A 25660-nucleotide genomic window follows, 5' to 3' on the forward strand; every position below is an offset into this window, starting at 1 on the left:
CGTTTCGGCCCCGCTCCCCCGCCTGCGGAGGGCCTCGGGTCACGGCGGACAAGGACGTGTGACCTGGCACGTAGGGCCATGTCCGCGCCCCGACGGGACGCTCGCGGGCCCTCCGACCCCCTTGCGCCGGGACGCAGGACCCCCGTGGCGCACCCGGTGCGGGGCAGGCGCGTGCCCGATGCGCACCTGGCGCGTGGCCGTCCGGAGGCCCGAGGGCCCCGCACCGGACGGTGCGGGGCCCTCGAGGGAGGAGGCGAGGGACGGCGTCAGAGGCCGTGCGGCCCGCCGACCGGGAAGGAGACGCGGTCGGCGCGGTAGTGGCTGAAGGTGTACTCGTAGGGCACGCCGTCGGTGCCGTGCAGCACCTGCTCGCGCATGAGCACGGGCGCGCCCTCGCGCAGGTCGAGCAGGCGGGCGGTGTCCGCGTCGACCGCGACGGCGTCCACCACCGTGTCGATGTGGCCGAGGTCCACGCCGAAGACGGAGCGGAAGGCGTCCGCCAGGCTCGGGCAGGTGGCCCAGCGCGCCGGCTGCTGGTAGCCCGGGCGGTAGTAGGCGATCCGCACGCCGATCGGCTCGACGCCGTGGGGGCGGACCCGCTCGAAGACGTGCTCGACCAGCCCCACGGACTCGGCGGTGATCTCGAGTCGCTTGCGGATGAGCGGGGTGGATGGGACGATCCGGTCGTCGGTGATGCGCACCATGAACCCGGCCGGCGCCTGCCACGGGAGGATGTCGTCGACGGGGACCTGGTAGTAGTCCTGCGCCACACGGGTGCCGCTGCGGCGCTGACGGACCACGAGGCCCTCGGCCGCGAGCTGCTGGAGGGCGAGGCGGACGCTGGCGCGGGAGACGCCGAACGTCTTGATCAGGTGGTCCTCGACGAGCTGCTCGTCGTTGATGAGGAAGCCGGAGCGGATGAGGCTGCGCACGTGCTCGTAGGCACGGCGCACCTGGTTGGACGGGGCCGGTTCGCGATGCGAGGCCACGGAGAGCTGAGCGGGCACGGGGCACTCCTCCGGGGGGATGAAGACGGCCGGGGAAGCGACCGCTCCTCCACGGTAGGAAGACCCTGTTTCAAGCCCGTAACGCAGCACCACACGCGTCGTCATTTAACGTGGCGTGCGTCACGGCAAGCGCCTGACCTGCCAAGACGCTCCCGACAGATGTCGGGTAGGAGTGGTCTCAGGCCGGCACGGGGGTGGTCGCCCGACCCGCGGGCACGACGCTGTGCCGCGGGTGCGGGGACGAGGGGGGCCGGGTCAGCCGGCGAGCGCGGCGAACGCCGAGCGGTGCCACACGAGGGGCGCGTGGTCGAAGTCCGAGCGCAGGTTGTGCACGCGCAGCACGATGATGTCGTGGTCGCCGGCCGGGTAGGTGTGCTCGACCGAGCACTCCATCCACACCGGGGCCTTCTCGAGCAGGATCGCACCCTCGTCCGTGGTGTGGGTCTCCAGACCGGCGAAGCGGTTGGACTTGTCCTTCGAGGCGAGCTGGCGGGTGCTCTCGGCGTGGGTCTCACCGAGGATGGAGACGCCGATCTTCTCGGCCTCGGCGAGGACCGGCCACGTGGTGGAGGTCTTCTGCACCGCGAACATCACCAGCGGCGGGTCCTGGGAGACACCGACGGTGAAGGACGAGGCGACGAGCACGGTCTGCTCACCGTCCACGACGGCGGCGAGAGCGGCGACGCCGCAGGGGAATCCGGAGAACGACGTGCGCAGCGCGGTGACGTCGCCGACGGCCTGCATCATGCGGGGACCTCCTGGTCGAGGGGAGCGAGGGCGTGGACGGTGGTCGACCAGCGCTCGACGAACGCCTCGAGGGCGCCGTCGGTCTCGTAGGCCTTGTCCAGCAGGTAGAGCGCTGCGGTGGGGCAGCTGGCACCGAGCTCGGCGAGCACGGGCTTGAGCGTGAGCTCGGGGGCCATGGCGTGGGCCGGGCCGGCGCCGAGCATGAGCGGGACGACGACCTTGCCGGCGAGGCCGGTGCCGCCGTCGAACTGGTCGAGGAAGCACTTGAGCAGGCCCGTGTAGGTGGCCTTGAAGGTCGGGGACGCGACGACCACGAGCGTGGCCTCGGCGATCTTCTCCTTCGCGGCGGCGACGGCCGGGTCGCCCCAGCCCAGCACGCCCGGCCCGATCTCGGCGACCTCGACCACGTCGGGCTCGTAGCCCAGGGCGGTCAGCAGGGCCTCGGCGGCGGCACGGGTGCGGGACTGCGGCTTCGGGTTGCCGATGACGGCGACGGCCTTCACGGGCTGCTCCCTTCAGGGTGCGACGGCGGGGATGCGCGTCAGGCCCTGCTGGGGTGGGGGCCCGGACGGCTGCGGCCACCTCTGTGACCACGACATCCATGGTGGCCGCTCGTTGTTAGACGCCGATTGCGCCGCCACCGTCACCTGTTAAGCCGTCGTGGCGCCGCCCCGGACGCCGCTCCCACCGCAGGCTGCGCGCCTCCGGCGCAGGTCAAGCCGCCGTCGTCCGCGCCCCCGCCGCAGGCATTACGCCGCTTCCCGCTCGCCCTCGGGCGCGGCGGGGCCGCCCCTCGAGGGCGTCACCGGGTCACGCCGGGACGGTCTCGAACCGGATGCCCAGGTCCTCCAGCCGGGCCAGCAGGTTCTCCCCCATCGCCTGCGCGGTGGTCAGGCTGCCGCCCTGCGTCGGGTTGTCGTCCAGGGCCAGGCACAGCCCGGCCGACGCCAGCATCCGCGCGGTCTCGGTGTAGCCCGGGTCCCCTCCGGACACACGGGAGTGCTGGACGCGGCCCTCGGACTCGGCCACCACGTCCACGGTGAACCAGGACCGCGCCCGCCGCTCCGCGGAGGGGCCGGAGCCGGCCGGCAACCGCCGCAGGAGCGCCTCGCGCAGGGGCGGCACCTGGGCCGCCACCGCGAGACCGGCGGCGCCGGCCGCGCCACCGGCGGCCCAGCGCAGCGTCTTCGTGCCGGCGTAGTGGCTGTAGGTGAACGCGGGCCCGTAGAGGTCGAGCGCGCGGGCGCTGCGGGCCACGACCTGCGGGTCGATGGTGGGCAGCGGCACCAGCCAGAAGCCCAGCAGCGGGTCGCGGTGCGGGCGACCGGCGGTGGCGCGGACGCGGCGCCCCGCCCCGCCCGCGGCGCGCTTCTCCATCGCCCGGCGACGCCCGGCGGCCTCCTTCATCTCCCGTGCGCGGGAGAAGGCGCCCAGGGCGGAGTGGAACGTGCCGCCGGAGAACTGGGCCGAGGCGCGGACGACGCCGCGCGCCTCCACCGGCCCGGTCGGCTGCAGGGCGCGCATCGCGTGCAGCACGCCGAGGTCGTGGGGCACGGAGTCGAAGCCGCAGGCGTGCACGATGCGGGCGCCGGTGCGCACGGCCGTGCTGTGGTGCCGCACGTACATGAGGTCGACGAACTCGGGCTCGCCGGTGAGGTCGACGTAGTCGGTGCCCGTCTCGGCGCACGCCGCCACGAGCGACTCGCCGTGCTGGAGGTACGGCCCGACCGTGGTCACGACCACCTTCGCGCGGGAGACCAGCTCGGCGGTGGCCGCGGGGTCGGTGAGGTCGAGCTCGAGCAGCGGCAGCTCGGCCAGCTCGGGGCGGATGCCGGCGAGCCGGTCCCGCACCGCGGCCAGCTTGTCGGGGCTCCGGCCGGCGAGGGCCCAGCGCAGGCCCTCGGGGGCGTGCTCCGCCAGGTGGTCGGCCGTGAGGCCACCGGTGAAGCCGGTGGCGCCGATGAGCAGCAGGTCGAAGTCGGGCATGGTCGCATCGTGCCAGGGATGTGACGCCGCTCCCACCGCCCTCCGCCGGCCGCACCCCGGGCCCGGTCTCGCGACGGCCGTGGCCGGCCTCCTCGCCAAGCAGCCGCGGGCACGTGCGGCGAGCTCGGGGCTCGGGCGTGGCCGCCCTCGCACCTCGATCACCGGAGCCCCGGGGGTCGAGCAGCGAGGAGCCCCGGCGACGAGCGCACGTCGAGACCACCACGCCGTACGCTCGAGGCATGTGCCGCAACATCCGCCAGCTCCACAACTTCGAGCCGCCGGCCACCACGTCCGAGGTGGAGGCCGCGGCGCTGCAGTACGTCCGCAAGGTCTCGGGGAGCACCAGGCCCTCGCAGGCCAACCAGGAGGCGTTCGACCGCGCGGTCGCCGAGGTCGCCCACGCGACCCAGCACCTGCTGGACGCCCTGGTCACCACCGCCGCGCCCAAGGACCGCGAGGTGGAGGCGGCCAAGGCCCGCGCCCGCGCGCAGGAGCGGTACGCGCGTTGACCGAGGCCTCCCCGGGCGCCGCGGCGCCACCCGTCCGCGTCCCGTCCGTGTCCCCCGCGCTCGTCGCGGTCCCGACCCGGGCGGTCGCACCGGCGGGCTGGGAGCCCGAGCCGGCCTGGTCCGCGCCGGTTCAGGTGCAGCGCGCGGCCGACCTGCTCGTCGGCCGCCACCTCGTCGTCCTCACGGGCGCGGGGCTCTCCACCGACTCCGGCATCCCCGACTACCGCGGCCCCGGTGCGCGCCCGCGCAGCCCGATGACGTTCGCGGAGTTCGTCTCCGGGCCCGTCGCGCGCCGGCGGTACTGGGCGCGCAGCCACGTCGGGTGGGGCCGGATGCGCCAGGCCGACCCCAACGCCGGCCACCGGGCGGTGGCCCGGCTCGGCGCCGACCTGGTCATCACCCAGAACGTCGACGGCCTGCACGAGCGCGCGGGCACGGACCCGCTGGTCGCGCTGCACGGCCGCATCTCCGAGGTCGTCTGCCTCTCCTGCCGAACCCTGACCTCGCGGGCGGACCTGCACGAGCGGCTGACCGCCCTCAACCCGGGCTACTTCGAGGCGCACGCGGACGCGGCGGTCAACCCGGACGGCGACGTGGAGCTGGACGACACCGACGGCTTCGTCGTCCCCGACTGCGAGGTGTGCGGCGGCATCCTCAAGCCACACGTGGTGTTCTTCGGCGAGAACGTGGAGGCGCCGGTGGTCGCGCGCTGCTTCGCCGCGGTGGACGCCCTCTCCCCCGCCGACGGCGCCGTGCTGGTCGCCGGCTCCAGCCTGGCGGTGATGAGCGGCCTGCGGTTCGTCCGCCGGGCGGCCCGCGCCGGCGTGCCCGTGGTGATCGTGAACCGCGGCTGGACCCGCGGCGACGCGCTCGCCGACGTGCGGGTGCAGGGCGGCGTCGCCGACGTGCTCACCACCGTGGCAGACGCCCGGCGCTGAGCCCCGGCCACCGGCGAGGACGGTCAGTCGTCGTCGCGCTCGGCCCAGCGCCGCCGGAGCTCGCCGAGCAGGTCCACGACCGAGCGCTCGTCGTCCGGGCCGGGCGGGGAGCCCTCCTCGGGCGCGCGTGGTGCGACGTGCAGCATCCGGTCGCGCACCTGCTCGGGCGGCACCCGGGCGTCGCGACGCAGCACGTAGACGGTGTCCTCGAGCTCGAAGCGGAGGTCGAGCACGGTGGCGGTGTGGTACTCGCCCTCGGGGTCGACGAGCATCACGACCTCTCCGGGCTCGAGCCCCCGACCCAGCGCGGTCTCGGAGTGCCGCAGCACGAAGTCGGCCCCGGTCGCGGGGTCCAGCGGGTGCGCGGGGTCGCTGTGCTCGCCGAGCAGGTCGACGGGCATCGTGACAGCGATCAGCTCCACGACGCACCCCTCCTCGCCCGGGCCGAGCACGACCCGTCACGGCGGTCGCCCCCCGCGCCCGCTGTGCGCTCACGGTAGGGCAGCCCCCGGACACCGACAAGGCGGGCACCCGTGCCGGTGGACGCGCGTCCACCGCGGGGACGAGCGGTCACCCCCGCGGCGGCGAGGCCCGGCTCAGGAGCAGCGTGAGACGAAGATGTGCTGCGCCGCCTCGTCCGAGATCTCGGCGGACTCCCCGCCGGCGGAGACGAGGTAGCCGGCGTCGGTGGCGCCCGCGGAGACCGTCTTGTCGGGGCGCGCGCCGACGCGACGCAGGGCGCTCATGAGGGCCTCGTCCTTCTGCATCTCCTCGGAGATGCGGCGGACCAGCACCATCACCTCGCCGCCCAGGCCGACGACCTTGGCCAGCGGCTCCACGCCGTCCATGAACTGCTCGCCGGAGGGGCTGCTGCCGAGCTCGTCGAGGCCGGGGATCGGGTTGCCGTAGGGGGACTCGGTGGGGTTCTCCAGCAGCTCCAGGAGCCGCTTCTCCACGGTCTCGGACATGACGTGCTCCCAGCGGCACGCCTCCTCGTGGACCATCTCCCAGTCGAGGCCGATGACGTCGACGAGCAGGCGCTCGGCGAGCCGGTGCTTGCGCATGACGCGCGTGGCCAGCATCCGCCCCTCGTCGGTCAGCTCCAGGTGGCGGTCGCCCTCGACGGTGAGCAGGCCGTCGCGCTCCATCCGGGCGACGGTCTGGGACACGGTGGGACCGCTCTGGTGCAGCCGCTCGGCGATCCGGGCGCGCAGCGGGACGATGCCCTCCTCGACCAGCTCGTAGATGGTCCGCAGATACATCTCGGTGGTGTCGATCAGGTCGCTCACGCCGACTATTCTCCCTCATCGTCAGGGTCGCTTCGACCCGCGCCCCCTCCCCCCGCTGGAAGGGCGTGCTGACGAGCCGGGGTCACCGTGACACACCACGCCGACGCCCGCCACACGAAACCCCGGGGCGGTGCCCGCGGCCGCGGACCGGGTGAGCAACCTCGCGCCCCGCGGCTGGCAGCCTCGGGGGATGACCTCGGTGATGTGGTTCCGCCGCGACCTGCGGCTCGCCGACAACCCCGCCCTCCGCGCGGCGGCCGACGACGGCCCCGTGCTCCCGCTGTTCGTGCTCGACGACCGGCTCTGGGGCCCGGCCGGCCCGAGCCGGCGTGCCTACCTCGCGGCCAGCCTGCGGTCGCTGGACGCCTCGCTGCGGCAGCGGCACGCCGGCCTCGCCGTCGTCCACGGGGACCCGGTGGAGCAGGTGGTGGCCGCCGCCCGCGCCGCGGGAGCGGGCGCCGTGCACGTCGCCGCCGACTACGGGCCCTACGGCAGCGCCCGCGACGAGGCCGTGGAGAAGGCGCTGGCCGACGCCGGGATCGACCTGGTGCGCACCGGCTCGCCCTACGCCGTGGCGCCCGGACGGGTCACCAACGGCTCCGGCGACCCGTACAAGGTCTTCACCCCGTTCTCGAAGGCGTGGGCCGACCACGGCTGGCGCGCCCCGGTCGACGCCCCCTCCGGCGGCTCGTGGCTGACGACCGACGACCTCAAGGGCCAGGACGGCGCCGGCCCGCTGCACCCGGTGGAGGTCCCGGACGTCGACCTCCCCGAGGGCCTCGCCCTGCCCGAGGCCGGGGAGGCGGCGGCCCTGCGCCAGTGGGAGTCGTTCCTCGACGACCTCGACGCCTACGACGAGCAGCGCAACGACCCCGGCAAGGACGCCACCAGCCGGATGTCGGTGCACCTGAAGTACGGCGAGGTCCACCCGCGCACGCTGCTGGCCGAGCTCGGGCAGCGCCGCTCGGCCGGCGCGCGCTCGTACCGCAACGAGCTCGCGTGGCGGGAGTTCTACGCCGACGTGCTGGCCCAGAAGCCGGAGACCGCGCGGGAGTACCTGCGCCCGGAGTTCGCGCGGATGACCTACGACCGCCCGGGCGAGGACTACGACGCGTGGCGCGAGGGACGCACCGGCTTCCCGATCGTGGACGCCGGGATGCGCCAGCTGCGCGCGACCGGCTGGATGCACAACCGGGTGCGGATGATCGTGGCCAGCTTCCTGGTCAAGGACCTGCACCTGGAGTGGCAGCACGGCGCCCGCCACTTCATGCGGTGGCTGGTCGACGGCGACCTGGCCTCCAACCAGCACGGCTGGCAGTGGACGGCCGGCTGCGGCACCGACGCCGCGCCCTACTTCCGCGTCTTCAACCCCACCAGCCAGGGCAAGAAGTTCGACCCGCGGGGCACCTACGTGCGCCGCTGGGTCGAGGAGCTGGCCGACCCCCAGCAGGTGCCGGACCCGCACGAGCCGGACGCGGAGACCCGCGACCTGGTCGGCTACCCGCACCCGCTGGTGGACCACAAGGCCGAGCGGCAGGAGTCGCTGGACCGGTGGCAGGCCATCCGCTGACCAGCCTCTCCCCCGCTCCGCGCACCACCGACGCAGCCCCGGGAGCGTCCCAGGATGCAAGCGCTCTCGCGCGAGAGGTTTACCGGTAACATCCGATGTGCGAGAGTGAGTGCATGGCTGGCAACGACGCATCCATCGACCCGACCCCCACCGGCGCCGAGTGGTGGCGCCACGCGGCGATCTACCAGGTGTACCCCCGCTCCTGGGCGGACGCCGACGGCGACGGCGTGGGTGACCTCCCGGGCATCACGGCCCACCTGGAGCACCTGCGCGACCTCGGCGTCGACGCCCTGTGGATCTCCCCCTTCTACCGCTCCCCCCAGGCCGACCACGGCTACGACGTGTCCGACTACCAGGACATCGACCCGCTGTTCGGCACCCTCGAGGACGCCGACGCCCTCGTCGCCCGCGCCCACGAGCTCGGCCTGAGGCTCATCGTGGACCTCGTCCCGAACCACTCCTCCGACCAGCACGAGTGGTTCCAGGCGGCACTGCGCGCCGAGCCGGGCAGCCCGGAGCGCGCCCGCTACCTCTTCCGCGACGGCACGGGCGAGGGCGGCCTGGAGCCCCCGAACAACTGGGAGTCCGTCTTCGGCGGCTCCGCGTGGGACCGCGTGGCCGAGCACCCGGACGGCCGCGACGACGACCCGCAGTGGTACCTGCACCTGTTCGACTCCTCCCAGCCCGACTTCGACTGGCGCAACCCCGAGGTCGGCGACATGTTCGAGGGCGTCCTGCGCTTCTGGCTCGACCGTGGCGTCGACGGCTTCCGCGTGGACGTGGCGCACGGCCTGTTCAAGGAGGAGTCGCTGCGCGACCAGGTGCGCCCCGAGGGCGCCAAGGGCGGGGCCACGGCCGGCGAGGAGGCGGGCTCCATGGTCGAGCGCGCCGCGCTGGACGAGCCGATGTGGGACCAGCCGGAGGTGCACGAGGTCTACCGCCGCTGGCACCAGGTGCTGGCCGAGTACCCCGGCGACCGGATGATGGTCGCCGAGGCCTGGACCGCCACCGCCGAGTCGATGGCCCGCTTCGTCCGCCCCGACGAGTACCAGCAGACCTTCAACTTCGCCTGGCTGCTGGCCCCGTGGTCGGCCGAGAAGTTCGCGGACGTCGTCACCCACACCTTCGACGCCCTCGAGCCCGTCGGCGCGACCCCGACGTGGGTGCTCTCCAACCACGACGTCATCCGGCACGTCACCCGCTACGGCGGCGGCACCCAGGGCCTGGCCCGCGCCCGCGCGGCCACGATGACGATGCTGGCGCTGCCCGGCTCGGCGTACCTCTACCAGGGTGAGGAGCTCGGCCTCGAGCAGGTCGACGTGGCCCCCGAGGACCGCACCGACCCCAGCTGGCTGCGCACCAAGGACACCGACGCCCCCGAGATCGGCCGCGACGGCTGCCGGGTGCCGATGCCGTGGTCGGGCGACTCCGCCCCCTTCGGCTTCGGCCCGGGCAGCGGCCAGCCCTGGCTCCCGCAGCCCTCGGGCTGGGGCAGCCTCACGGTGGCCGCGCAGGAGACCGACCCCGAGTCGACCCTCGCGTTCTACCGGCGCACGCTGGCCGCCCGCCGCGACCTGGCGGACCTCCCCGCCTCCGTGAAGGTCGTCGTCGACGGCGACGTCCTCAGCTTCACCCGCGGTGACCTGACGGTCGCGCTCAACTGCGGCACCGCGGACGCGGCGCTGCCGGACGGCGAGGTCGTGCACGCCAGCGGTCCGGTCGACGGCACGCTGCCGGCCGACACCGCCGTCTGGGTGCGCGGCTGACGCACCCGGCACAGCAACGACGAGACCCCCTCCGCCCGCGGGCGGAGGGGGTCTCGGGCGTCGTGGGCCGCGGGTGCGGCCGGGGGCGGGCCGCTCAGGCTCCGGCCGGGTCCGGCTCCGGGCGTCCGGTGAGGGCCTCGTTGTAGCGCCCCAGCTGCACGGCCAGGCGCTCCACCTCGTCGTCGGACCAGCCCTCGAGCTGGTCGGAGACCCACTGCCGGCGGACCTCCTTGATGGGCTCCAGGCGCTCGCGGGCCAGCGGCGTCACGCTCAACAGCGAGGCGCGGCCGTCGTCGGGGTCCGGGTTGCGCACCACGAGGCCGAGGTCGACCAGGTGGCTGACCTGACGGCTGATCGCGCCCTTGTCGATGTCGAACAGCTCGGCCACCACGGAGGCCCGCAGCGGACCCTGCTCCTGGAGGTAGCTCAGCATCAGGTACGAGGCGGGCTGGAGGTCCGGGTGCACCGCGCTGGCACGCGAGTTGATCACCTTGCGCACGCGACGGATCAGCACGCCCACCTCCTGCTCCAGGCGCATGAGGGTGTCGGCTCGCGGGGTCGTCGGGCTCGCTGGTGGCGTCATCAGACGTCGAGCGTAGCCGCCGCAGCGGTCCGCGGCGCGCGGTCCCCGTCATCCGTGGACGCCGCGTCCTGGGCGGGCTCCTCGCGCACCGGGCCGTTGGACGTGCGCAGCTCGACCTTCGGCATGGCCAGCACGGCGACCAGGGCGATCACCGCGAGGGGCGCCGCGACCAGGAAGACGTGGGCGAAGCTCTCGCCGTAGGCGGCCTCGACCACGGCCAGGACGGGGGCGGGCAGCGAGTCCAGGTCGGCCAGCGCGGAGGACGAGCCGGTCGCGCTGACGCCGAGGTCGGCCAGGCCGGAGGCGATCTTGCCGGCGACCTGGTGGGAGAGCAGCGCCCCCAGCGCGGAGACGCCGATCGAGCCGCCCAGGGTGCGGAAGAAGGCGGCGACGGACGAGGCGACGCCGATGCGGTGCAGGGGCACCGCGTTCTGCACCACGAGGACGAGGTTCTGCATCGTCGAGCCCATGCCGACGCCCAGCACCGCCATGAAGGCCCCCACGACGACCAGCGAGGTGGTCTCGTCGATGGTGGAGAGCAGGCCGAGGCCCACCACGACCAGCGCCATGCCGCCCACCAGCCACGGCTTCCAGCGGCCGTTGGCGGTGATGACGCGCCCCGAGACGATGCTGGAGACGAGCAGCCCGCCGACCATGCAGACGGTCATGAGGCCGGCCTCGGTCGGGGACATGCCGCGCGCGGTCTGGAAGTACTGCGAGAGGTAGACGGTCGAGCCGAACATCGCGACGCCGACGAGCGCGGAGGCGATCACGGCCAGCACGATGGTGCGGTCGCGGAACAGGTCGAGCGGGATGATCGGGTCGCGGGCGACCTTGCCCTCCACCAGGACGGCGGCGGCCAGCACCACCACGGCACCGGCGACCATCAGCACGGTGGTCAGGGAGCCCCAGGCGAACTGGTCGCCGGCGAGGCTGACCCAGATCAGCAGGAGGCTGACGCCGCCGACGACCAGGAACGAGCCCAGCACGTCGGGGTGCACCTCGCGGCGGACGGTGGGCAGGTGCAGCGTGCGCTGGAGGACGACGAAGGCGGCGACCGCGAACGGCAGGCCGAGCCAGAACACGCCCCGCCAGCCGAGGGCGGAGTCCACGATCACGCCGCCGATGAGCGGGCCCGAGACGGTGGCCACGGCGAAGACCGCGCCGATGTAGCCGCTGTAGCGGCCGCGCTCGCGCGGGCTGACGATCGTGCCGATCACCACCTGCACCAGCGCGAGGATGCCGCCGGCACCCAGACCCTGGAGCACGCGGGCCCCGATGAGCACCTCCATGGACGGCGCGAACGACGCGATCACCGAGGCGATCGTGTAGAGGACCAGCGCGACCTGGACCAGGCCCTTCTTGCTGACCAGGTCGGACATCTTGCCCCACAGGGGCGTGCTCACCGTGGTGGCCAGCAGGGTCGCCACGACCACCCACGTGTACCCGGTCTGCGAGCCGTCCAGGTCGGCGACGATGCGCGGCAGCGCGTTGGTCACGACGGTGCTGGAGAGCATCGCCACGAACATGGCCAGCAGCAGGCCCGACATCGCGGTCAGGATCTCGCGGTGCGTCATCTGCTGGATCTCACCGGGGTGGTGGTTCTCCGGGTGCGGGGCGGTCTGCGTCAAGGGGGCCTCGGGGTGGTCGACGGGGATGGTTGCCGGGCACAACTGTATGCGATAGGCAACTATTCCCGATGGTCGGCTCCGCCGACATGTCGCCGGGCGACGCTTCACGCGTCCGGAAAGCACGATCCCCAGAGGCACAGGGGGATGTGCCTCTGGGGACCAGTCAGCAGAGGGGCATGAAGCGTTCGTGCGCGACGCCTGTTCTACAGCGAGGATGGCGAGGTGCCGACCGCGAGCCTGCGAGCGTCGGTGCCGAGGGCTCCGAGCGTAGAACAGGGGTATAAGCGCGCGAACATGTCGCCGGAGGCGACCGATGTGTCACGCCGCCGACCACACGCTCACCGTCACCGGGTGCCCGGCCCAGTCGAGGTGGACGCTGCACACGGGTGCGGCTCCGCCGGCGACCCAGCGCCCGGCCTCGGTGACCGGCAGCCCCAGGGAGGAGGGTGCGGGCACGAGGCTCTTGACGTTGCCGCCGACGACGTTGACGAGCTCGCCCACGGTGTCGTCGAGGTCGGCCGGGGTCACGTCGGTGACCATCAGCATCTGGCGAGCCATCCGCTCGGCGGCGGTGCGGCTGCACTCGACGACGACCTGGCCCTCCCAGGAACCGAGCACGGCGATGGCGGAGTGCACGGCGTCGGTCCCGGGGTCGGTCTCGGGGTCGGTCTCGGCGTCCGTCCCGGCGTCGTCGCCGGGCGGCGGCACGTCGCCGGCGTCCAGGAAGGTCGCCCAGACGTCGTCCGCGATCTGCTGGAGGTCCTCGACGGACACGGCGGCGGGGGTGCTGCCGAGGGCGTCGGCGGGCGCGTCGGTGGTGGTCATGCCACTCTCCTGGAGGGGTCCAGGCCGAGGAGGTCGAGCTTGTCGGCCATCGCCTCGGCGGTGAAGGGCTTGATGAGGTACTCGTGGGCGCCTGCGGCGAGGGCCCGCACCACCTGGTGGTTCTCCGACTCGGTAGTGACCATCATCAGGGTCAGGTCCCGCAGCTCGGTGCGCTTGCGGGCGGACTGCACGAAGGTCAGCCCGTCCATCACGGGCATGTTCCAGTCGACGGTGCACAGCACCGGCAGCTCGTGCGGCTCGCAGGCGCCGAGGACGTCGAGCGCCTCCTGGCCGTCGCCGGCCTGGAGGATCTCGAAGCCCTGCTGGGTCAGGAGCCGGCCGATCATCATCCGCATGGCGCGGGAGTCGTCGATCACGAGGGCACGCACGGTCAGATCACCTTCCTGGCGGCGAGACCGGACAGGGGCGCGGTCCCGACGGTGGGGGCGGCGACGGCGCCGCGTGGGCGGTTGACCGTGAACCGGCCGATGGTGCTGCGCTCCCACGAGTCGTCGATGCCGAGGGTCGTCTCGGCGCCGCCGAGGAAGAGGTAGCCCTGCGGGTCGAGCACCTGGCGGACCCGGCCGAGCACCTGCTTCTTGGTCGCGGCGTCGAAGTAGATGAGCACGTTGCGCAGGAAGACGATGTCGAAGACCGGCATCGGCGGGTAGGGCGCCGCGAGGTTGAGCGTCTGCACGCGCACCATGGAGCGCAGCTGGTCGGAGACCTTCCAGCCGGTGCCCTCGCGCTGGAAGTACTTGACCAGCAGCGGCGCGGGCATGCCGCGGCCGATCTCGAGCTGGCTGTACCTGCCCTCGCGGGTGCGGTCGACCATCGACTGCGCGAGGTCGGTGGCGACGATCTCGACGCGCCAGCCGAGCGGCACGACGTGCTCGGCGGCGAGCATGGCGATCGTGTACGCCTCCTGGCCCGACGAGCAGGCCGCGGACCAGATGCGGATGGTGCGGCTGGCGTTCGGCCGCTGCATCAGCTCCTGGAAGATCGTGCCGGACAGCGCCTGGAAGGGCTCGCGGTCGCGGAACCAGGAGGTCTCGTTCGTGGTCATGGCCTCGACGACCTTCGACTTCTCCCGCGCACCGTCGGGCCGGCGCAGCCGGTCGACGTAGGCGTTGACGTCGGCGTCCCCCGCGGCGACGGCGAGGGAGCGCAGGCGGGAGTCGACGAGGTACTCCTTGCCCGTCTCCAGGACGATGGCGGACTCGCGTCGCACCAGGTCGGCGACGAAGCGGAACGCCTCGGGCGAGAGGGTCATGACAGGACTCCTGAGGTGAGGGCGGAGCGGGTGCTGGCGGTGGCGTGGAGGGGAGCGGTGGTGCGGCCGGTGGCGGCGAGCGGGCGGGAGCGGCGGACCTGCTCCACGATCGCGGGGCCCACGGCGGGGAGGGGGAGGACGTCGGCGGGCACACCGGCGTGGACCACGGCGCCGGGCATGCCCCAGACCACGGAGGTGGCCTCGTCCTGGACGAGGACGGCGCCGCCGCCGTTGTGGATGGCGACGCAGCCCGCGGCCCCGTCCTGCCCCATGCCGGTGAGGACGGCGGCGAGCGTGTGCTCGGCGCCCCAGGTCTCGATCACGGACCGGAACATGACGTCGACGGCGGGCCGGCAGTAGTTCTCCGGCGCCCCCTGGTCGAGGGTGGTGCTGACGACGTCGCCGGTGCGCCGGAAGCGCAGGTGGTGGTCGCCGGGGGCGAGCTGCACGGTGCCGGGCTCGACCCGCTCCCCCGCGCCCGACTCGACGACCCGGAGCGGGACCTTGGAGTCCAGCCGGTCGGCGAAGGCCTTGGTGAAGACGGGGGGCATGTGCTGAACGACGACGACGGGCACGCCGAGGTCGGCCGGCAGGGACTCCAGGACCCGGGTGAGGGCCTCGGGCCCGCCGGTGGAGACCCCGATGGCCACGACGTCGATCCGCGAGCGGGGGGCTCGCGCGACGCGGGTGACGGCCGGGGTGGGCGTCCGCACCTCGCGCGGGTGGGCCCCGGGGCTCACCGGCGGGAGGTGGGCGGCCTGCGGCGCGTGGGCCGCGTGGGCGTCGGGACGGGGGGTCTCGTGCCCGGCCCCGCCGGTCGGGGACGACGGGGTGGCACGGTTGCGCGAGGCCTGCTCGCGGCTGGTGCCGGCCGGGCCGAAGATCCCGGCCCGCGGGGCGCGGGGCCCGGCGCCACGGCGGCCGCCCACCAGGGCGACGACCTTGGGGATGAGCTCCTCGCGGACCGCGGCCATCGACGCCTGCACGGAGCCCACGTTGGCGGGCTTGGTGACGTAGTCGCTGGCCCCGAGCTCGAGGGCCTGGAGGGTGGCCTGCGCGCCGCGCTCGGTGAGCGTCGAGAACATGACGACCGGCAGGCGGATGCCGAGCTTGCGCATCTCACCGAGGGTGGCGATGCCGTCCATCTCGGGCATCTCGATGTCCATGGTGACCAGGTCGGGCTTGAGCTGGGTCATCTTGGTGATCGCGACGCGGCCGTTGACGGCGGTGCCGACGACCTCGATGCGCTCGTCGGCGGCCAGCACGTCGGTGACCAGGCGGCGGATGACGACGGAGTCGTCGACCACGAGGACGCGGATCTTGCTCATCGCCTGCTCCTGGGTGGCTCGGTCCGGCGGGTGGGGGTGTGCGGGGTGCTGCTGGGCGGTGCGGGGCAGGACGCCGGCGGTGCCGGCGTCCTGCCCGTGCCCCGTGGGGTGGGTCAGAGGCGGAACTGGCTGACCAGCGACCGCATCTCGGCGGCCATCCGGGCCAGGTCGGTCGCGGACCCACTGGTGGAGTCGGCAGCCGCCATCGTGTCCTGAGCCGCGCGGGCGACCCCGGTCACGTTGTCGGCGATCGCGGAGGAGCCGGTGGCGGCCTCGGCGACGCTGCGCGACATCTCGTTGGTGGTCGCGGTCTGCTCCTCGACGGCCGAGGCGATGGTGGCCTGGGTGTCGTTGATCTGGCCGATGACCTCGGCGATCTGCGCGATGGCGGTGACGGCGGCCTCGGTGTCGGCCTGGATGGCCTCGATCCGCTGGCCGATGTCCTCGGTGGCCTTGGAGGTCTCCTGGGCCAGCTCCTTGACCTCGTTGGCGACGACCGCGAAGCCCTTGCCGGCCTCGCCGGCACGGGCGGCCTCGATGGTGGCGTTGAGGGCGAGCAGGTTGGTCTGCTCGGCGATCGAGTTGATCACCTTGATGACGTTGCCGACCTCGTAGGAGGACTCGCCGAGCTTGGCGACGGTGCTGGTGGCGGCCTCGGCCGAGACCACGGCCTGGGCGGCGACGCCGGCGGCGCTGGTGGCGTTCTGGGCGATCTCGCGGATCGAGGCGGACATCTCCTCGGTGCCGGCGGCGACGGTCTGCACGTTGCGGCTGACCTCGTCGGCGGCACCGGCCACCAGGTCGGCCTGGGTGCTGGACTCCCCCGCGGTCCCCTTCATCTGGGTGGAGACGGCGGAGAGCTGGTCGGAGGCGGAGGTGAGCGACTCGGCGCCGGAGCCCATGCGGCGCAGCGCGTCGGACAGGTTCTCCAGGGTGCGGTTGAGGGAGTCGCCGAGGCGGCCGATCTCGTCGCGGCTGCGGACCTCGATGCGGGTGCCGAGCTCGCCGTCGGCGGCCGCGTCGAGCACCGAGACGGTGCGGGCCAGCGGGCCGGTGATCCGGCGGCCGATGACGACCGCGAGGAGCACCGAGACGACGCCGGCGCCGAGCAGGGTCAGCAGCAGCGTGATCCGGGCCGCCGAGGAGGCGTCGTCGAGCCCGACGCGAGCGTCCTCGAGCCCGCCCTCGAGCACGACGCGGAGGTCGTCGAGCGCCGCGTCGAGCTCGTGGTTGGAGTCGGTCACGGCCGTGACGCCCTCGGAGCCGGACACGCCCAGCTCGCCGGCGGTCAGGGAGAGCACGTAGTCGTAGTAGCCCTGCGAGGAGGCCTCGAGGACGTCGACCTGCTCGGCGATGTCGGCCGGGAGGTCCAGGCCCTGGAGGAGGGCGATGACGTCCTGGGCGCTGACGACGTCGTCGGCCGCGTCCGTGGCGGCCGTCTCCTGCTCCCCGGCGATCAGGTAGCGGAACGCGTCCGCCTTGATCTCGGAGTTGCGGTTGTCCAGGTGGTAGAGCTCGGCGGCGGCGGTGTCGAGCGCGGCCTCCGCGTCCTGGGCGTCGGCCTGGTTGCCCAGCACGCTCAGGGTGGTCGCGTAGAGCAGCGCGGCCGGCAGCAGCGCGACGCCGGTGAGCACGGTGAGCTTCTTGCCCACGGACAGGTCGGCGAGGAAGCTCCGTCGGGGGCGTCCGACCGACGGGGCCGGGTCCGCGCCCCCGGAGGTGGAGACGGGCGGGTCTGCGAGGACGGTCATGACGGTTGGGTTCTCCTACGGGTTCGTGACCGTGGTCCGTGGTCACGTGCGGGTGCCGGTGGTCGCACCGGCGGGGTGGGGTCCGAGAGCGGCCCGAGCGGGCCGAGGGTCAGGCGGCGGGTCAGGCGGCCTCGAGGCCGCCGACGGCGCGGTGCGTGTCGAGGAGCAGCATCAGCCGCTTCTCGAGCTTGCAGACGCGCTCGACGACGGCGCGGACCGAGGCGGGCACGGTCTCCGGCGGGGTCTCGAAGGAGTCGGCCGGCGGCTCGAGGACGTCGCCGATCTCGTCGGCGACCAGCGAGACGGCGGAGCCGTCGGCGGTGCGGACGACGATGTTGACGCTCTTGCCGTCGGGCTCGCGGTCGGCCATGCCGAGCCGGCGGCGCAGGTCGATCGAGGTCACGATCGCTCCGCGCAGGTTGAGCAGGCCGGAGACCTCGCGGGGCGCCAGGGGGACGCGGGTGACCTCCTGGGCCCGCAGCACCTCCTGGACGCTCTCGACCGGGACGCCGAACAGGTGGCCACCCACGGTGAAGGTGCAGAACTGGGACATGCCAGGTGCCTCCTCAGGCGGACCACGCCAGCGACGGCGCGGGGGTCAGTCGGGCCGCGATGGCCGCGATGTCGACGAGCTCGGTGACGTGCTCCTGCACGACGGCGGAGTCAGAGCCGCCGTTCTCGATGCGCACCGCGAGGTCGGACTCGACGATGTCGAGGATGTCGTCCACGACGACGCCGAGCAGCTGGTCCTCGGAGCGGCAGACCACCACGCGCAGCGAGGAGTCCGGGTCGGCGAAGGCGCCGCCGGTGCCCAGCTCGTTGGCGAGCCAGACCATCGGGAGGATCTGGCCGCGGTACTGCACGACCTCCTGCTGGCCGGCGCGCTCGACCCGGTCGGGGCGCATCTCCTCGAGGCGGTCCACCGCGGCGACCGGGATCGCGGCGCGGCGGCCGGAGCCGACGTCCACGACGAGGACGGAGGTGGACTCGGCGGAGGCCAGGTCGATGTTCGCCACGGACGGGTCCTCGCCGCTCTCCAGGTTCATGCCCGAGCTGCGGGCGATCGCGGTCACGTCGAGGATCAGCGCGACGGAGCCGTCGCCCATGATCGTGGCGCCGGAGTAGGTCGACAGCGAGCGCAGCTGGCTCGAGAGCGGCTTCACCACGATCTCCTCGGTGTCGAGGATGTCGTCGACGACGAGGCCGTACTCCTGGTTGTCGGCCTGGAGCACCACGATGTAGGTGGCGCCGGGCTCGCGGGCCTCGAGGCCGAGCTGCTCGCGCAGGTCGACCAGGGGCAGCAGCTTGCCGCGCAGGCGGTAGACGGGGGCGCCGTGGACGGTCTCGATGGCGACCTTCGACTGCTCGGCGTCGAGGCGGACCAGCTCCAGCAGGTTGACCTGCGGGATCGCGTAGCGGTGCTCGGCGGAGGTCACGACCAGGGCGGGGATGATCGCCAGCGTCAGCGGGATGCGGACGCGGACGGTGGTGCCCTCGCCGTGGGCGGTGACGATGTCGATCGTGCCGCCGATCTTCTCGATGTTCGTGCGCACCACGTCCATGCCGACACCACGCCCGGAGACGTTGGTGACGGCCGCGGCGGTGGAGAAGCCGGGCAGGAAGATCAGCTGGACGGCCTCGTGGTCCGTCATCCGAGCGGCCTTCTCCTCGGTGACCAGGCCCTTGCCGATCGCCTTGGCCTTCAGCGCGGCCGGGTCGATGCCCTTGCCGTCGTCGGAGATCTCCAGGTTGACCTGGCCGCCCTCGTGGAAGGCGCGCAGCGTGAGCGTGCCCTTCTCCGTCTTGCCGGCGGCCGCGCGGGTCTCCGGGCCCTCGATGCCGTGGTCGATGGAGTTGCGGACGAGGTGGGTCAGCGGGTCGCGGATCGCCTCGAGGATGGTCTTGTCGAGCTCGGTCTCCCGGCCCTCCATCTTCAGGTCGACGTGCTTGCCCAGCTGGACGGAGAGGTCGCGGACGACGCGGGGCAGCTTGGACCACACGTTGTCGATGGGCTGCAGGCGCGTCTTCATGACGCCCTCCTGCAGCTCGCCCACGATGAGGTTGAGGCGGTGCGTGGTGTGCGCCAGCTCGGAGTTCTCGGTGGCGGCGGCCCGCTGGAGCATCTGGTTGCGGGTCAGCACCAGCTCGCCCACCATCGTCATGAGCGAGTCGAGCAGACCCACGTCCACGCGGATGGTGGAGTCGGCGACCGAGCGGCGCGGCTCACCGCCGGCGGCGTCGGGGGCGACCTGCGCGACCGGGGCCTCGTGGTGCTCCTCCTCGACCGCGCTGGGCACGGCGGCCAGCGTCGGGGCGGGGGCCGGCACGGGCGCTGCGGCGACCGGCTCGGGGGCCGGCACGGGCGCTGCGGCGACCGGCTCGGCGACCTCCTCGGCCACGGGCTCGGCGGCGGGCTCGGCGGGGTTCTCTGCGGCGGGCTCGGCGTGGGTCTCGGCGGCGGGCGCCGCGGCCTCGTCGGCGCTGCCGCCGTCCAGGACGTGCTGGACGCGGGCGACGAGCTCGTCGTAGGCCGCGCCGGCCTCCCCGTTGTGCTGCTCGATCGTGGCGAGCAGGTCGCGCACGGCGTCGACGACGTCCAGCAGGATCGTCGTGGTGCCGGGGGTGAGCGTCAGCTTGCCGTCGCGCAGCCGGGCCAGGAGGGACTCACCGACGTGGGTGACGCTCTCCAGGGTGCCGAAGCCGAGGAAGCCGCTGGTGCCCTTGATCGTGTGGATCGTGCGGAAGACCCCCGAGAGGAGGTCACGGGAGGTCGGGTCCTGCTCGAGGGCCACCAGGTCGCGGTCGAGCTGGTCGAGGTTCTCGTGGCTCTCGATCAGGAACTCCGAGACGATGTCCTCGAGCCCCGCGAGGGGCGAGGAACCCGCGGTGTCTGCGGGGTTGTCCTGGGACGAGTTGCTCATGGCGGGCGCTCTCTCTCGCTGTAGCCGAAGTCGCAGGTGGATTCGGCACAGCGGCAGCCCGGCTGAGTAAAACCCCGCCCGGCCCTCGCCCGGCAGGAGGCCCCACAGACCAGGGACCATGGTCCTTTCGGACGGTCAGGTCAGCGCCGAGCGGTGGTGGTGGCGCCCCTCGTCACGCGGCGTCGTGACCTCGGTCGGCGGCCCGGCCGGCCCGGTGGGGCTCAGCGCTTGTCGCGCAGGAGCTTGGCCAGGGAGGCCACCTGCTCCTCGCTGGCGGACGCGGCGGCCTGGTTGCTCGACTCGAGCTCGGCCAGCAGCTCCGCGCGGTTGACCGCGACGGAGCGGGGCGCGTCGATGCCGATCCGCACGACGTCGCCACGGATCTCCAGCACCGTCACGGTGACGTTGTCACCGATGACGACGCTCTCGCCCACGCGGCGGCTCAGGACCAGCATGGCGGCCACGCTACCCGGTCCCCGGCCCCGCCGGGGAGCAACGCCGCGCCTCGGGCCCGAGTCACCGGGGTCCGGACGGGCGCGGGGCCGGCGCGCCGTGGGGCACGCCGGCCCCGGGCCGGTGCCGCTGGGTGCTGCTGGGTGGCTGCCGCTCAGACGAGCGGCACCGCGGTGGTCAGCGAGGCGTCGTCCAGGATGACCTGGGCGGCGGCCAGCGTGTGCCGGTTGACCACGACGGGAGCCAGGAGGTTCGCCGTGGTGCCGGCGAGCGACTCGCCAGGGGTCAGCACGACGAGCAGCAGGACGTCCTCGGCGGTCTCCAGGCCGAGCTCGGCCTGGGTGGTGTCGTCGACGACCGGTGCGTAGTCGGGGAAGAACGTGTGCGGCGGCACCACGAGGAAGCGGGTCTCGTCCTCGACGGAGCGCAGGGCCGAGAGCACGCCGGCGTCGTCGAGGGACTCGAGCGTGAAGCGGTGGTGCCCCGGGAAGCCGGGCAGGGGTCGGACGAGGCTGATGACCGCGCCGGCGTCCGTGCCCTCGGCCTGGGGGGTGCTGGTGGTCACTGCGGAGCTCCTCCGGAGCGTGGGGATGCGGGGGGTCTCGACCGCGGCCGGCGCGGCGGGCCGGTCGTGCCGGGTCGTCGTCGTGATCATCGCAGAAAGTCCACGAGGCTCGGCTGAACGACCTTGGCCGTGGCGGCCAGCGCCGCCTGGTAGGCGACCTGGCTGACCTGGAGGTCGACCATGGCGGCCGGCAGGTCGACGTCCTCGACCTCCGAGAGGGAGACCTGGAGGCCGAAGACCGCGTCCTCGGCGGTGAGCACGGCCTTGTCGGCGCGGGAGTAGGTGGCGCCGACGCGGGAGATCACGTCGGTGACCCCGGCCATCCGGCTGGTCATGGAGTCGATGGCGGCGCTGATGGACGCCTTGTCGTCGCTGCGCAGCGCGGTGGCGAGGGCGTCCAGCTCGGCGAAGACGCTGGAGGCCCCGTCGCCGAAGACGTCGGTGCCCTCCACGTCGACCCGCAGGCGGACGCCGTCCGCCACGGTGCGCTGCACCGCGCCGGGCACGCCGATCCACGTGCCGGTGTCGTCGAAGGCCTTGCTGCCGGCGGTGACGCCACCGAAGACGGGGCGGCCCAGGTAGGAGGTGTTGGCGTCGTCGAGCATCGCGGCGCGGATCTGCTCGACCTCGGTGGCCATGGCCTCGCGCGAGGTGGCCGAGGAGGTGCCGTTCGCGCCGGTGAGGGCGAGCTCGTGCACGCGGCGCAGGTTGTCGTTGGTGCTGGTCAGCGCGGTCTCGGCCATGGTCAGCCAGGAGAGGCCGTCCTGGCCGTTGCGGACGTGCTGCTGTGCGCGGGAGAGCTCCGAGCGCATCCGCATGGAGACCACCGCGTCGGTGGGGTCGTCGGAGGGCCGGTTGATGTTCTTGCCGGTGGCCAGCTTCTCCTGGACGTCGGCGACCCGGGACAGGCCGCTCTGCAGGCCCGTGAGCGAGCTCCGGACCATCATGTTCTGGGTGACACGCAGCACGACCATCAGCGCACCAGACCTGTCCTGTTGATGAGGGTGTCGAGCACGGTGTCGACCGTGCTCATGACGCGGGCGGCGGCCTCGTAGGCGCGCTGGGCGGCGACCATGTCGACCATCTCCTCGTCGAGGTTGACGCCGGAGAGCTGCTCCTTGGCCGTGTCGACCTGGGTGGTGAGCAGCTGCTGGGTGGCGGTCAGCCGCTTGGCCGAGGCGACCTCGGTGCCGCGTCCGCTGACCAGCTGCTGGTAGGCGAGCTCGGCGGTGCCGGAGGCGGCGAGCCGGTCGGCCACCCCGCCGTCCAGGCTGCCGGCGACGTCGGAGGCCGCGACCTGGCGGTCGGTGACGGCCACGGTCAGGGTGGACGCCGGGTCGGCGGGGTCGTAGGTGAAGAACGGGTTGCCGGTGCCGCCGTCGAGGTCGTGGCCGGCCACGTGGGCGGCGTTGACGGCGTCGGCGAAGTCGCGGACGACCGTGTTGAGGTGGTCGGCGTAGCCGGGGAGCGTGGTGTTGAGCAGCTCGGTGGTCGCGCCCAGCTCGCCCGAGAGCGAGGAGGTGTGCGCGGAGGTCGAGCCGCCCAGGGTGATCTCGTAGCTGACGGGCAGCCCGTCGGCGTCGCCGTCGGGGGTGATGCCGGAGGCGATGGCCAGCGAGCCGGCCTGCATGCCGTCGACGAGCTTCACGCCGCCCACGGTGATGTCCAGGCCCCCGTCGGAGCGCTCGGTGGCGGTGCCGCCGGTGATGGTGGTCAGCTGCTTGGCCAGCCGGTCGCGCGTGTCGTGGAGCGAGCTGGTGTCGGTGCCGTCGAGGCGACCGGCGTTGATGGCGCGGTTCGTCTCGGACAGCTCCACGGCGATGGTGTTGACCTCGCCGACGAGGCCCGTGGCGGTGAGCCGCTGCGTGGCCTCCTCGTTGTCGATGTTCGCGGCCTGCGCGGCGAAGGAGTCGGCCAGGGCGGCGGCCGCGGCGATCACCTGACCGCGGGCTGCGATGGAGCTGGGGTCGTTCGCGAGGTCGTCCCAGGTGTCGCGGAAGTCCGAGAGCGCCGCGGAGACGCCGGAGTCGCCCGGCTCGCCGATGCCGCTCTCGAGGCGGGTCAGGGCCGTGGTGCGGGTCTCCAGGTAGGCCAGCTTGGCGTGCTCCGTGCGGGAGCGGGCCTCCATCAACGGGTCGGCGAGCCGCTCGACGCCGCTGGTGCGCACGCCGCCGTCGGGGCCGGTGTAGCGCGACCACATGGCCGGGACGGACGGCGCGCCGAGCGTCTCGGCGGTCACGCGACGTCGGGTGAAGCCCTCGACGCCGACGTTGGCGACGTTGGCGCTGGCGGTCTCGATGGCGACGCGCTGGTAGCGCAGCGCGGACAGCGCGGAGTTGAGGGAGGACAGGGTGCCGCTCATGAGGTCACAGGCTCCCGTCGAAGAGTCGGGCCACCCGGTCGCTGCCGACCGCCCGGCCGTCGCCGGCGTAGGTCGTCGGCTCCTCGAGGTCGGCCAGCGCGGCGCGGGCGGCCTGCCAGCCCGCGGTGAGCAGGTCCCGGTTGGTCTCGGCCATGTCGGTGAGCCGGTTGGTCGTGGAGGTGAAGGCCTCGCGGTGCTCGAGCAGGATGGAGCGCCACGGCTCCTCGCTGGCCTCGGCCAGGTCGAACAAGGAGGGCGAGGGGGCCAGGCCGAGCGCGGCGGCGGCCTCGTCGGCGGCCACGGCGCGGAGCACCTCGGTCTGGCGGATGGTCTCCAGCACGGCCTCGACGTCGTTCGCCGCGCGCGTGAGGTGGTCCGAGCGGTGGTTGGTCAGCAGCAGCTGCTCGACCTCCAGCCGGTACAGCAGGGTCTCCAGCAGCTCGCGTTCGCGCCACAGGACGAGGGCCAGCTTCTCCACTCGAGGCTCCAGGTGTTCGAAGGGGACGGTGCGCCGTGCGTGGCGCCGCGGGGCGTCTGCCTCGCACCGGGCTGATCGGCCCCGAAGCCGCCCATCTGAGCCGGATCGCCCACCCCGACACCACGACTTCCGGCGCGACGAGGGCGCCGACCCGGGACCTTCGGCCCACCCCTTTAACAAGGTTCCACGTCGATCCGACAAGGAACCGACAAGGAAGGCCCAAGAGTCCTTGAGCCACGGTCACAAGCGGTTTCGCAGGGTCCACAGTGGTGCTGTCGCCGGCCACGAGGGTCCGGCGGAGGACACCCGGACCACCACCCCCGAGGCAGAGGAGACGACCGTGACCCCCAGCGCGCGGATCGCAGAGATCGAGACCACCACCGTCCTGGACGACCAGGCCCGCGAGGCCCTCGCGGTCGACCACATGGCGCTCGTCTCCCACATCGTCCGCGAGACCATGGGCCGCGTGCCGGCCCACGTCTCCCGCGACGACCTGACCTCCGCCGGGCTCACCGCTCTGATGAAGGCGGCCCAGGCCTTCGAGGCCGACCGCGGGGTGCCGTTCACCCGCTACGCCGCGTCCCGCATCCGCGGTGCGATCCTCGACGAGCTGCGCGGCATCGACTGGGCCTCCCGCTCGGTCCGCCGCCGCGGCCGCGACCTCGAGGCCGCCCGCTCCTCCCTCGCCGCCGAGCTCGGCCGGGCCCCCGAGGTCCACGAGGTCGCCGCCCGCGCCGGGATGACCGTCGCCGAGGTCGAGAACAACGACGGCGACGTCGCCCGCGCCAACGTCCTCTCCCTCCAGGGCTCCGAGGTCTCCTTCGAGGAGGTCCTGGTGAGCTCCACCCCGGAGCCGTCCGAGGTGCTCGAGCACCGCGAGCGCCTGGAGTACATGGTCGACGCGATCGCCGAGCTGCCCGAGCGCATGCGCGTCGTGGTCCAGGAGTACTTCCTCGCCGAGCGCCCGATGGCCGAGATCGCCGAGACGCTGGGCGTCACCGAGTCCCGCATCTCCCAGATCCGCGCCGAGGCGCTGGTGCTGCTCCGCGACGCGATGAACTCCGCGCTCGACCCCGACCTGGTCGCCGCGCACCCCCGCCCCCAGGGCTGCGCCGCCCAGCGTCGCTCGGCCTACTTCGCCGCCGTCGCCACCCGCCACGCCACCGGTCGCACCCAGACCGCGGCCGTCGCCGGCATCGCCTGAGCGACGAGCTCCCCCGACGCTCCCCCGACGCTCACCCCGGTGCTCCCCCGGCACCGCCCACGCTGCCCGCGGCGCCCCTGAGGCCACGGACCGCACCAGCGCGCACCGCGCGCCTCCCGCCACCCGGTCACCCACCGGGTCGGACGCTCGGGTCCCCCGCCTGCGCGTCCCGCACGACACGCACCGCCACCCGCTCCACCTGCTCCACCCGCCGGCAGCGTCGCCGGCGCTCCCCCGTGGCAGACCCAGCCACAGACACCGCCACCGTCACGGATCCAGCACGACCGGCCTCCGGCCGGACGCTGCTCCGCCAGCAGCGAGCCCACGGACGGGCTGACCGACTCGACTCCCAGGAAGGGAACCCATCATGAGCCTGCGCATCAACACCAACGTCGACGCGATCAACACCTACCGCAACCTCTCCTCGACCCAGAGCTCGATGAGCAAGTCGCTGGAGAAGCTCTCCTCCGGCTT

General features: G+C 73.5%; 26 protein-coding genes. 6 read left to right on the forward strand and 20 right to left on the reverse strand.

From position 1 onward, the window contains the following. Positions 1-266 precede the first annotated feature (266 nt). From M8330_RS16900 to M8330_RS16915, 4 genes are all read right to left on the reverse strand, one after another. Positions 267-1007 (reverse strand): GntR family transcriptional regulator, encoded by a 741-nt coding sequence (locus M8330_RS16900; protein ID WP_250057717.1) that lies wholly within the window; start codon positions 1005-1007, stop codon positions 267-269. 255 nt (positions 1008-1262) lie between these two features. Then, entirely contained in the window at positions 1263-1754 is a 492-nt protein-coding gene (locus M8330_RS16905; RefSeq protein ID WP_250057716.1) for a flavin reductase family protein, read from the reverse strand. Continuing rightward, a complete protein-coding gene (locus tag M8330_RS16910; protein WP_250057715.1) occupies positions 1751-2257 on the reverse strand; it encodes an NAD(P)H-dependent oxidoreductase in 507 nt (168 codons plus the stop codon). Before M8330_RS16910 ends, M8330_RS16905 begins: the two co-directional genes overlap by 4 nt. A 307-nt stretch (positions 2258-2564) precedes the next feature. Beyond that, the gene (locus tag M8330_RS16915) at positions 2565-3740 is read right to left on the reverse strand and encodes a saccharopine dehydrogenase family protein (protein ID WP_250828286.1); all 1176 of its coding nucleotides are present in this window, start codon (positions 3738-3740) and stop codon (positions 2565-2567) included. Positions 3741-3979: 239 nt separating this feature from the next. Between M8330_RS16915 and M8330_RS16920 the strand changes: the two genes are divergently transcribed. Together M8330_RS16920 and M8330_RS16925 are read left to right on the forward strand one after the other, a co-directional pair. Beyond that, positions 3980-4249 (forward strand): DUF2277 domain-containing protein, encoded by a 270-nt coding sequence (locus M8330_RS16920; RefSeq protein WP_250828287.1) that lies wholly within the window; start codon positions 3980-3982, stop codon positions 4247-4249. Next, entirely contained in the window at positions 4246-5187 is a 942-nt protein-coding gene (locus M8330_RS16925) for a Sir2 family NAD-dependent protein deacetylase (protein ID WP_250828288.1), read from the forward strand. Before M8330_RS16920 ends, M8330_RS16925 begins: the two co-directional genes overlap by 4 nt. A gap of 23 nt (positions 5188-5210) precedes the next feature. Here M8330_RS16925 and M8330_RS16930 read toward each other — a convergent pair whose 3' ends face one another. Next, a complete protein-coding gene (locus M8330_RS16930) occupies positions 5211-5609 on the reverse strand; it encodes a hypothetical protein (protein ID WP_250057708.1) in 399 nt (132 codons plus the stop codon). Between the two features lie 174 nt (positions 5610-5783). After that, entirely contained in the window at positions 5784-6476 is a 693-nt protein-coding gene (locus M8330_RS16935) for an iron-dependent transcriptional repressor DtxR (protein ID WP_250057706.1), read from the reverse strand. 190 nt (positions 6477-6666) lie between these two features. Here M8330_RS16935 and M8330_RS16940 point away from each other — a divergent pair, with 190 nt between their 5' ends. After that, positions 6667-8046, forward strand: coding sequence for a cryptochrome/photolyase family protein (locus M8330_RS16940; RefSeq protein ID WP_250828289.1), 1380 nt, complete (start codon positions 6667-6669; stop codon positions 8044-8046). Between the two features lie 113 nt (positions 8047-8159). Continuing rightward, positions 8160-9812: a glycoside hydrolase family 13 protein gene (locus M8330_RS16945; protein ID WP_250828290.1), complete on the forward strand. Its 1653-nt coding sequence runs from the start codon at positions 8160-8162 to the stop codon at positions 9810-9812. A 94-nt stretch (positions 9813-9906) separates the two neighbouring features. On the opposite strand, the gene M8330_RS16950 is transcribed toward M8330_RS16945, so the two are convergent. The 14 genes from M8330_RS16950 to flgN form a co-directional block, all read right to left on the reverse strand. Further along, positions 9907-10395, reverse strand: a complete 489-nt coding sequence (locus tag M8330_RS16950) for a MarR family winged helix-turn-helix transcriptional regulator (protein ID WP_250057694.1) — start codon at positions 10393-10395, stop codon at positions 9907-9909. Beyond that, complete coding sequence (locus tag M8330_RS16955) at positions 10395-12026, reverse strand: MDR family MFS transporter (protein ID WP_308196306.1); 1632 nt, start codon at positions 12024-12026, stop codon at positions 10395-10397. The genes M8330_RS16950 and M8330_RS16955 overlap by 1 nt, the downstream gene beginning before the upstream one ends. Before the next feature lie 318 nt (positions 12027-12344). Then, a complete protein-coding gene (locus tag M8330_RS16960) occupies positions 12345-12851 on the reverse strand; it encodes a chemotaxis protein CheX (RefSeq protein ID WP_250828291.1) in 507 nt (168 codons plus the stop codon). Beyond that, on the reverse strand, positions 12848-13240 hold the full coding sequence (locus tag M8330_RS16965) for a response regulator (RefSeq protein ID WP_250057690.1): 393 nt from the start codon (positions 13238-13240) through the stop codon (positions 12848-12850). Before M8330_RS16965 ends, M8330_RS16960 begins: the two co-directional genes overlap by 4 nt. A gap of 2 nt (positions 13241-13242) precedes the next feature. Further along, entirely contained in the window at positions 13243-14124 is an 882-nt protein-coding gene (locus M8330_RS16970; RefSeq protein ID WP_250057688.1) for a CheR family methyltransferase, read from the reverse strand. Further along, entirely contained in the window at positions 14121-15452 is a 1332-nt protein-coding gene (locus M8330_RS16975; RefSeq protein ID WP_250828292.1) for a protein-glutamate methylesterase/protein-glutamine glutaminase, read from the reverse strand. The genes M8330_RS16970 and M8330_RS16975 overlap by 4 nt, the downstream gene beginning before the upstream one ends. Positions 15453-15565: 113 nt before the next feature. After that, complete coding sequence (locus M8330_RS16980; protein WP_250828293.1) at positions 15566-17203, reverse strand: methyl-accepting chemotaxis protein; 1638 nt, start codon at positions 17201-17203, stop codon at positions 15566-15568. Positions 17204-17324: 121 nt separating this feature from the next. After that, positions 17325-17756, reverse strand: a complete 432-nt coding sequence (locus M8330_RS16985; RefSeq protein ID WP_250057682.1) for a chemotaxis protein CheW — start codon at positions 17754-17756, stop codon at positions 17325-17327. Between the two features lie 13 nt (positions 17757-17769). Further along, on the reverse strand, positions 17770-20124 hold the full coding sequence (locus tag M8330_RS16990) for a chemotaxis protein CheA (protein WP_250828294.1): 2355 nt from the start codon (positions 20122-20124) through the stop codon (positions 17770-17772). Positions 20125-20345: 221 nt separating this feature from the next. Then, positions 20346-20579 carry a carbon storage regulator CsrA gene (gene csrA, locus M8330_RS16995; RefSeq protein WP_250057677.1) on the reverse strand — a complete coding sequence of 78 codons (234 nt, stop codon included), beginning with the start codon at positions 20577-20579 and terminating at the stop codon, positions 20346-20348. A gap of 152 nt (positions 20580-20731) precedes the next feature. Beyond that, positions 20732-21142, reverse strand: a complete 411-nt coding sequence (locus tag M8330_RS17000) for a flagellar assembly protein FliW (protein WP_250828295.1) — start codon at positions 21140-21142, stop codon at positions 20732-20734. Positions 21143-21228: 86 nt separating this feature from the next. Continuing rightward, entirely contained in the window at positions 21229-22116 is an 888-nt protein-coding gene (gene flgL / locus M8330_RS17005; RefSeq protein ID WP_250057667.1) for a flagellar hook-associated protein FlgL, read from the reverse strand. Beyond that, positions 22116-23504 (reverse strand): flagellar hook-associated protein FlgK, encoded by a 1389-nt coding sequence (gene flgK, locus M8330_RS17010; RefSeq protein WP_250828296.1) that lies wholly within the window; start codon positions 23502-23504, stop codon positions 22116-22118. The genes flgL and flgK overlap by 1 nt, the downstream gene beginning before the upstream one ends. A gap of 4 nt (positions 23505-23508) precedes the next feature. Next, positions 23509-23982 carry a flagellar export chaperone FlgN gene (gene flgN, locus M8330_RS17015; RefSeq protein ID WP_250828297.1) on the reverse strand — a complete coding sequence of 158 codons (474 nt, stop codon included), beginning with the start codon at positions 23980-23982 and terminating at the stop codon, positions 23509-23511. A gap of 340 nt (positions 23983-24322) precedes the next feature. Here flgN and M8330_RS17020 point away from each other — a divergent pair, with 340 nt between their 5' ends. Continuing rightward, the gene (locus M8330_RS17020; RefSeq protein ID WP_250828298.1) at positions 24323-25186 is read left to right on the forward strand and encodes a sigma-70 family RNA polymerase sigma factor; all 864 of its coding nucleotides are present in this window, start codon (positions 24323-24325) and stop codon (positions 25184-25186) included. 367 nt (positions 25187-25553) lie between these two features. Beyond that, a partial coding sequence (locus tag M8330_RS22720; protein WP_443689928.1) for a flagellin N-terminal helical domain-containing protein occupies positions 25554-25660 on the forward strand: 107 nt, incomplete at its 3' end.

The organism is Nocardioides bruguierae (assembly GCF_023656415.1).
Classification (GTDB): domain Bacteria; phylum Actinomycetota; class Actinomycetes; order Propionibacteriales; family Nocardioidaceae; genus Nocardioides; species Nocardioides bruguierae.

Bases quoted from the DNA above. Each gene is read 5' to 3' on its own strand.
- M8330_RS16905 (WP_250057716.1), bottom strand. From the start codon at position 1,754: ATGATGCAGGCCGTCGGCGACGTCACCGCGCTGCGCACGTCGTTCTCC.
- M8330_RS16915 (WP_250828286.1), bottom strand. From the start codon at position 3,740: ATGCCCGACTTCGACCTGCTGCTCATCGGCGCCACCGGCTTCACCGGT.
- M8330_RS16920 (WP_250828287.1), top strand. From the start codon at position 3,980: ATGTGCCGCAACATCCGCCAGCTCCACAACTTCGAGCCGCCGGCCACC.
- M8330_RS16940 (WP_250828289.1), top strand. From the start codon at position 6,667: ATGACCTCGGTGATGTGGTTCCGCCGCGACCTGCGGCTCGCCGACAAC.
- M8330_RS16945 (WP_250828290.1), top strand. From the start codon at position 8,160: ATGGCTGGCAACGACGCATCCATCGACCCGACCCCCACCGGCGCCGAG.
- M8330_RS16950 (WP_250057694.1), bottom strand. From the start codon at position 10,395: ATGACGCCACCAGCGAGCCCGACGACCCCGCGAGCCGACACCCTCATG.
- M8330_RS16960 (WP_250828291.1), bottom strand. From the start codon at position 12,851: ATGACCACCACCGACGCGCCCGCCGACGCCCTCGGCAGCACCCCCGCC.
- M8330_RS16970 (WP_250057688.1), bottom strand. From the start codon at position 14,124: ATGACCCTCTCGCCCGAGGCGTTCCGCTTCGTCGCCGACCTGGTGCGA.
- M8330_RS16975 (WP_250828292.1), bottom strand. From the start codon at position 15,452: ATGAGCAAGATCCGCGTCCTCGTGGTCGACGACTCCGTCGTCATCCGC.
- M8330_RS16980 (WP_250828293.1), bottom strand. From the start codon at position 17,203: ATGACCGTCCTCGCAGACCCGCCCGTCTCCACCTCCGGGGGCGCGGAC.
- M8330_RS16985 (WP_250057682.1), bottom strand. From the start codon at position 17,756: ATGTCCCAGTTCTGCACCTTCACCGTGGGTGGCCACCTGTTCGGCGTC.
- M8330_RS16990 (WP_250828294.1), bottom strand. From the start codon at position 20,124: ATGAGCAACTCGTCCCAGGACAACCCCGCAGACACCGCGGGTTCCTCG.
- csrA (WP_250057677.1), bottom strand. From the start codon at position 20,579: ATGCTGGTCCTGAGCCGCCGCGTGGGCGAGAGCGTCGTCATCGGTGAC.
- flgL (WP_250057667.1), bottom strand. From the start codon at position 22,116: ATGGTCGTGCTGCGTGTCACCCAGAACATGATGGTCCGGAGCTCGCTC.
- flgK (WP_250828296.1), bottom strand. From the start codon at position 23,504: ATGAGCGGCACCCTGTCCTCCCTCAACTCCGCGCTGTCCGCGCTGCGC.